Source organism: Tunicatimonas sp., assembly GCF_049647865.1.
Lineage (GTDB): Bacteria > Bacteroidota > Bacteroidia > Cytophagales > Cyclobacteriaceae > Tunicatimonas.
Window position 1 is genome coordinate 1 of the sequence record NZ_JBARYM010000127.1, and the last position, 5,691, is coordinate 5,691.

The window sequence follows — 5,691 nt, forward strand, 5'->3', positions numbered from 1 at the left end:
ACGCGCACAGTAAAACCGGCATTGACATTCATCCGTCCGCCACCATTGGCTCTCACTTTTGCATCGACCACGGAACCGGAATTGTGATTGGAGCTACCGTCGTTATCGGCAATTATGTTAAAATCTACCAGAATGTTACTTTGGGGGCAATAAGTGTAAATAAGGAAGACGCCGCTATTAAACGCCATCCGACCATTGAAGACCACGTAGTAATATACTCAGGGGCTACTATCTTAGGCGGTAAAACGGTGATCGGGCAGGGCAGTGTTATCGGTGGTAACGTATGGCTCACGCGCAGCGTTCCTCCCAATTCTAAGGTATACTATCAATCCCGAATGTACAATGATGTATCGCAGGAGACTGATTTAATTATTCACAAAACCAGTTAGCAACTTTTTTACGTCTATGAAATTCATCGACCTTATCGGAAACACTCCCCTAGTTGAACTACAAGCTATTCCTACCAAAAAAAATGTAACCTTATTGGGAAAGATAGAAGGAAATAATCCGGGCGGAAGTGTGAAAGACCGGGCGGCCTACAGCATGATTAGAAGTGCGCTAGACCGAGGGGATGTTCAAGTGGGCGACCAGTTGGTAGAAGCCACCAGCGGAAATACCGGTATTGCGCTGGCTATGATTGCGAGCGTACTGGGGCTAAACATCACCCTAGTAATGCCTGACAATTCTACCCGCGAGCGAGTGCTGGCGATGAAGGCCTACGGTGCCGAGGTGGTGCTAACCCCCGCCGAAAAAACGATTGAATATTCCCGCGAACTAGCCGAACAGATGGCCGCCAACGAAGGATACTTCATGCTAAACCAATTTGGTAACCCCGATAACTACCGCGCTCACTACCGAACCACTGGACCCGAAATCTGGCGGGACACCAAAGGAAAGATCACCCACTTTGTTTCGGCGATGGGCACTACGGGTACCATCATGGGAGTGTCGCGCTACTTGAAAGAACAAAACCCCGCCATACAGATCGTGGGTACGCAACCCACCGACGGGTCACGTATTCCGGGCATTCGCCGGTGGAGTCCGGAGTTTCTGCCCAAGATTTTTGAACCGGAACGGGTTGACCGAGTCATTGATGTTAGTGAAGCCGATGCCCGAACCTATGCTAAGCGATTAGCGAAGGAAGAGGGAATATTATCTGGGATGAGCAGTGGCGGTGCTCTCTGGGCCGCTTTACAAATAGCGGAAGAAATTGATTCAGGAGTGATCGTACATATCGTCTGCGACCGTGGCGACCGTTACCTAAGTTCTGATCTGTTTACTTAACTATTTCATTCATCTAATTGTCTGGATAATGATAGCGGATAGCTTTCGCCTTCCGTATCAATACAGCGCCTACTTCATTATGGGCTACATCAACGTCGTGAAATACAATAGCATCAGCCCCAACTGCTTTGGCACGATCAATCATCGCTTGCTGAATTTTTTCGCTTTTTGCCCCTGATGCTCCGCTATCGGCTAACGTACCTATCACCTCGTAGGGCTGATCAATTTTATTTTCATCAAAAAAAACTTCAATTTCATGAGGTTGGTAGGGCGGATACTTTTCTCCCGAATAGAATATGCGAGGCGTACAACCCACTACCATCAACAGTATAAGCGGTAATAAAGTGAATCTCATGGCACTAACGGTTAGGTAAAAATTGTTGTACTAAAGACAAACAAAGTCGAGTGCCAATCAAGTATTTGCTTTTGCCGCTTTGGTTAAAATTTAACTCCAAAGAACAATCCGTACTGGAAAGAATCAGCATTAAGGTACCCTTCGTCCAGGCTAGTAAGTAAGTCCAGACGACCACCTAGATCAAACCGATCATTATCCAGGATGCTAATGTTGACTGAGCCAATAAATCCGAACAGATCATCTTTACGGTAATTGGAGTCACTCATGATAACAGTATCGTAAATATCAACGCTTCCTACCGAGCCGTACGATTGAATGAATCGGTGATACAATCCTCCTATATCCACTTTTATTCGGCGGAAACCATTGTAGGGAAAGGGCGTGATGCGCAGAGAGACACTTGTGCCGAAGTCGGAAGCATGGCTGATTAGGTTGTCATCGTTCCTATTAGCGTAGGCACTCATAATGCGCGGGGTTATCGCCAGAAACGAATTGAGTTCTCGGCTATATTCTACGTACAACGCTGGTCCAATAATATCTCCCGACCCAAAAAATGCTCGGTTCAGTCCTAGCCTCAGTGTATTCTGATGATTAATTTCTTGAGCGTAGGACATGGTCACTAAAGCACCACTAATTAACGTAATTATCCATTTTTTCATAGCACTCGATTATAGGGTACAAATACTTTACAAGGAGATATTTTTAATGATGTTGATACGTTGTGGTCTAGCAAACGTTGCGCGTATCTTCCAATAATTTTCAGTTCATTCTAGTAGATGTTCTGCTCAGTTATTAATTGAACTTTTGCCTACCAGCAGTTCGTTCTAAATGGGCAAAACAATCCCTTCTCAACCACGTTTTCAAGACTATGATAGGCTACCGATTTACCGATTATACCCCCGGCCCGGAACAGGAAGGTCAGAGTACGTTTGACCAGCTACTGAAGATTTTTATGGAGCTGATGGTGATTACCTCCGGCGATGTTTCCGAAACTTTGCAGTGGATGAACAGTCTGGACAATCAGTACGGACTGACCAACGACGAATACGGTATGGGTGACTTCATCCAGGATCTGAAAGACAAGGGCTACATTACCGAAGAAAATCAGAAAGGCGAGTTTAAAGTAACGGCCAAAACCGAGCGAAAAATTCGGCGCGATGCGCTGGAAGAAATCTTCGGGAAGCTGAAAAAGTCGGGCAAGGGTGACCATAAAACTCCCTACAGTGGCTTCGGTGATGAACCTAGTACCGATCGCCGCGACTATCAGTTCGGCGATACGCTGGAGCAGATTGCTATGACCGATTCTATTCGCAACGCCCAGATCAACCACGGCTTGGGCGATTTTACGCTCACGGAAGGCGACCTGGAGGTGAACGATACCGAGTATAAAACGCAGACTTCTACGGTGCTGATGATTGACATCTCGCACTCCATGATTCTTTATGGTGAAGATCGAATCACTCCAGCCAAAAAAGTGGCAATGGCTTTATCTGAACTGATTACCACCAAGTACCGGAAAGACACGCTGGATATTATTGTATTTGGCAACGATGCCTGGCAGATTCAGATTAAAGATTTGCCCTATTTACAAGTTGGCCCGTACCACACTAATACCGTAGCCGGGCTAGAACTGGCGATGGATATTTTGCGCCGCCGTAAAACCGCCAATAAGCAAATTTTTATGATTACCGATGGTAAGCCTACCTGCCTGAAGCAGGGCATCAAGTACTACAAAAACAGCTTCGGACTGGATAGTAAGATTTTGAATAAAACCCTAAACCTGGGGGCGCAGTGTCGCCGATTAGGTATTCCGGTTACCACCTTTATGATCGCTTCCGATCCGTACCTAAAACAGTTCGTTCAGAAGTTTACCCAGGTAAATAACGGAAATGCCTACTACAGCAACCTCAAGGGATTAGGCCACCTCATTTTTGAAGACTACCGACGTAATCGCCGAAAAAACTTTAAACAGTAACAATAATGAGCAATGATTGATGAATAATGATTAATTCCTTCTTAGTTATTAATCATTATTTATTCGTCATTAGTCATCAAATATTGGCACTTCAGCCATTTAACAATTTAGTGCTTTAGCTATTTAACAATAGAGAAATCCAATCACACTACATGAAATATCAAGATATACCCTCCGATAAGCTGACTAAAATTCATACGCTGGGTGAGTTAAAAGCCAGTGGTTATCAGTCCAGATCGGTGAAGCAAGAATTACGCGATAATCTCATTCAGCGACTTCAGGATCAACAGCAGGTGTTTGAAGGCATTTGGGGCTACGAAGAGTCGGTGATCCCAGATACGGAACGGGCTATTCTGTCAATGCACAATATCATCTTCTTGGGGTTGCGAGGCCAAGCAAAGACCAAGATGGCCCGCATGATGGTAGAATTAATGGACGAATATGTTCCAATCATTGAAGGAGCTGAGCTAAACGATGATCCATTACAGCCGCTCTCCTACTACGGTAAGGCCACCGTGGAAGAACACGGCGACAAAACCCCCATTGCCTGGGTGCATCGCTCCGAACGATACACCGAGAAACTGGCTACGCCCGATGTTTCCGTAGCTGATTTGATTGGTGATACCGATCCTATTAAAGCCGCTTCGTTGAAGCTCCCCTACTCAGATGAGCGCGTGATTCACTACGGGTTAGTACCGCGTTCGCACCGAGGTATTTTTGTGATTAACGAATTACCCGATTTACAAGCCCGCATTCAGGTAGCACTGTTTAACATATTGCAGGAAGGTGATATTCAGATTCGCGGTTTTCGGGTTCGGTTGCCCCTCGATATTCAGTTTGTGTTTACGGCTAATCCCGAAGATTATACTAACCGAGGTAGTATTGTTACTCCACTTAAAGACCGGATTGATAGTCAGATCATTACCCACTATCCTCGCTCTATTGAGATCAGCCGGAAGATCACGGAACAAGAAGCTCGTATTAAGGAGCCACAGAAGAAAATCACCATCACCAGTATTGCCAAGGATCTGATTGAACAGATTGCCTTTGAAGCCCGCGAAAGTGAGTATGTTGACGAAAAAAGTGGAATCTCAGCTCGTCTAACCATCTCTGCCTACGAAAACTTGCTAAGCTCTGCCGAACGCCGAATGCTTATCAACAACGAGAAAAGTACGCTTATCCGCGTGTCCGATTTTGTGGGAGTAATTCCATCCATCACCGGAAAAGTAGAGCTAGTATACGAGGGTGAGCAAGAAGGGCCGGGTATTGTGGCCCACAACTTGGTAGGCAAAGCTATTCGAACCCAGTTTGTTGAGTACTTTCCGAATCCAGAAGATAAACGTAAGCAGAAAGAGCGCAATCCGTATCGGAAGATTGTAAACTGGTTTGGCGAAGGTAATGAGGTAGATTTGCTTAACGACCTCAGCGACAGCAAATACAAAAAGTTGATAAAAAGCGTACCGGGCTTACAAGATTTAGTAGAACAGTACCATAAAGGGTTGGGCGAATCAGAAAAGTTGTTTATGATGGAATTTGCACTGCACGGCTTAGCCGAGTATAGCCAATTAAGTAAAAAACAGCTTACCTCAGGCACTCAATTTAAAGACCTACTCAGCAGTATGTTTTCCATGTCGGATTACGAAGAAGAAGACGATGACTAAGATCAGTGAGCAATGTGCAGTTAGCAATGAACAATGAATTTTCTCTTTCACAATTGCTCATTGCAGCTTGTTCATTGCCGATTAAAAAGATGATGCTGATTAGAGTCAATGTGCAGTGTACGATTAACAATTAGCGGCAAAATAGGCTGAGTTTTATTGTTCACTGTACATTGTTCATTGCTAATTGACTAAGTATGTTGTTACAGAAAATTCGCAGGCTAGTAGAGCAAGGCGAAGGTGAAACGATAGAGTTTAAACGGAAAGTTGCTCATCCCGATAAAATTGTGCGGGAGATCGTGGCGTTTGCTAACACCAACGGCGGAAACCTGCTAATTGGCGTAGACGATGACGGAAGCATCCCGGGTATCAAGTTTGCTGAAGAAGAAATTTTTGTATTAGAACAAGCTATTCAACGC

7 protein-coding genes are annotated in these 5,691 nt (G+C 44.9%); 5 read left to right on the top strand and 2 right to left on the bottom strand.

Annotated elements, in window-relative coordinates; genetic code table 11:
• Together WBA23_RS04095 and cysM are read left to right on the top strand one after the other, a co-directional pair.
• Positions 1–389: serine O-acetyltransferase (locus tag WBA23_RS04095; RefSeq protein WP_424580975.1), on the top strand; the 389-nt coding region annotated here is incomplete at its 5' end.
• A gap of 16 nt (positions 390–405) precedes the next feature.
• Complete coding sequence (gene cysM, locus WBA23_RS04100) at positions 406–1,284, top strand: cysteine synthase CysM (RefSeq protein WP_424580976.1); 879 nt, start codon at positions 406–408, stop codon at positions 1,282–1,284.
• A gap of 13 nt (positions 1,285–1,297) precedes the next feature.
• Here the strand turns inward: cysM and WBA23_RS04105 are convergent, their stop codons facing one another.
• Both WBA23_RS04105 and WBA23_RS04110 read right to left on the bottom strand, forming a co-directional pair.
• Complete coding sequence (locus tag WBA23_RS04105; protein ID WP_424580977.1) at positions 1,298–1,639, bottom strand: hypothetical protein; 342 nt, start codon at positions 1,637–1,639, stop codon at positions 1,298–1,300.
• An 83-nt stretch (positions 1,640–1,722) separates the two neighbouring features.
• Positions 1,723–2,298, bottom strand: a complete 576-nt coding sequence (locus WBA23_RS04110; RefSeq protein ID WP_424580978.1) for a hypothetical protein — start codon at positions 2,296–2,298, stop codon at positions 1,723–1,725.
• A 209-nt stretch (positions 2,299–2,507) separates the two neighbouring features.
• Between WBA23_RS04110 and WBA23_RS04115 the strand changes: the two genes are divergently transcribed.
• The 3 genes from WBA23_RS04115 to WBA23_RS04125 form a co-directional block, all read left to right on the top strand.
• Positions 2,508–3,614 carry a vWA domain-containing protein gene (locus WBA23_RS04115; protein ID WP_424580979.1) on the top strand — a complete coding sequence of 369 codons (1,107 nt, stop codon included), beginning with the start codon at positions 2,508–2,510 and terminating at the stop codon, positions 3,612–3,614.
• 152 nt (positions 3,615–3,766) lie between these two features.
• Complete coding sequence (locus WBA23_RS04120) at positions 3,767–5,275, top strand: magnesium chelatase (protein ID WP_424580980.1); 1,509 nt, start codon at positions 3,767–3,769, stop codon at positions 5,273–5,275.
• A 194-nt stretch (positions 5,276–5,469) separates the two neighbouring features.
• Positions 5,470–5,691, top strand: a 222-nt coding sequence (locus WBA23_RS04125) for a helix-turn-helix domain-containing protein (RefSeq protein WP_424580981.1), incomplete at its 3' end; no start/stop codon positions are given.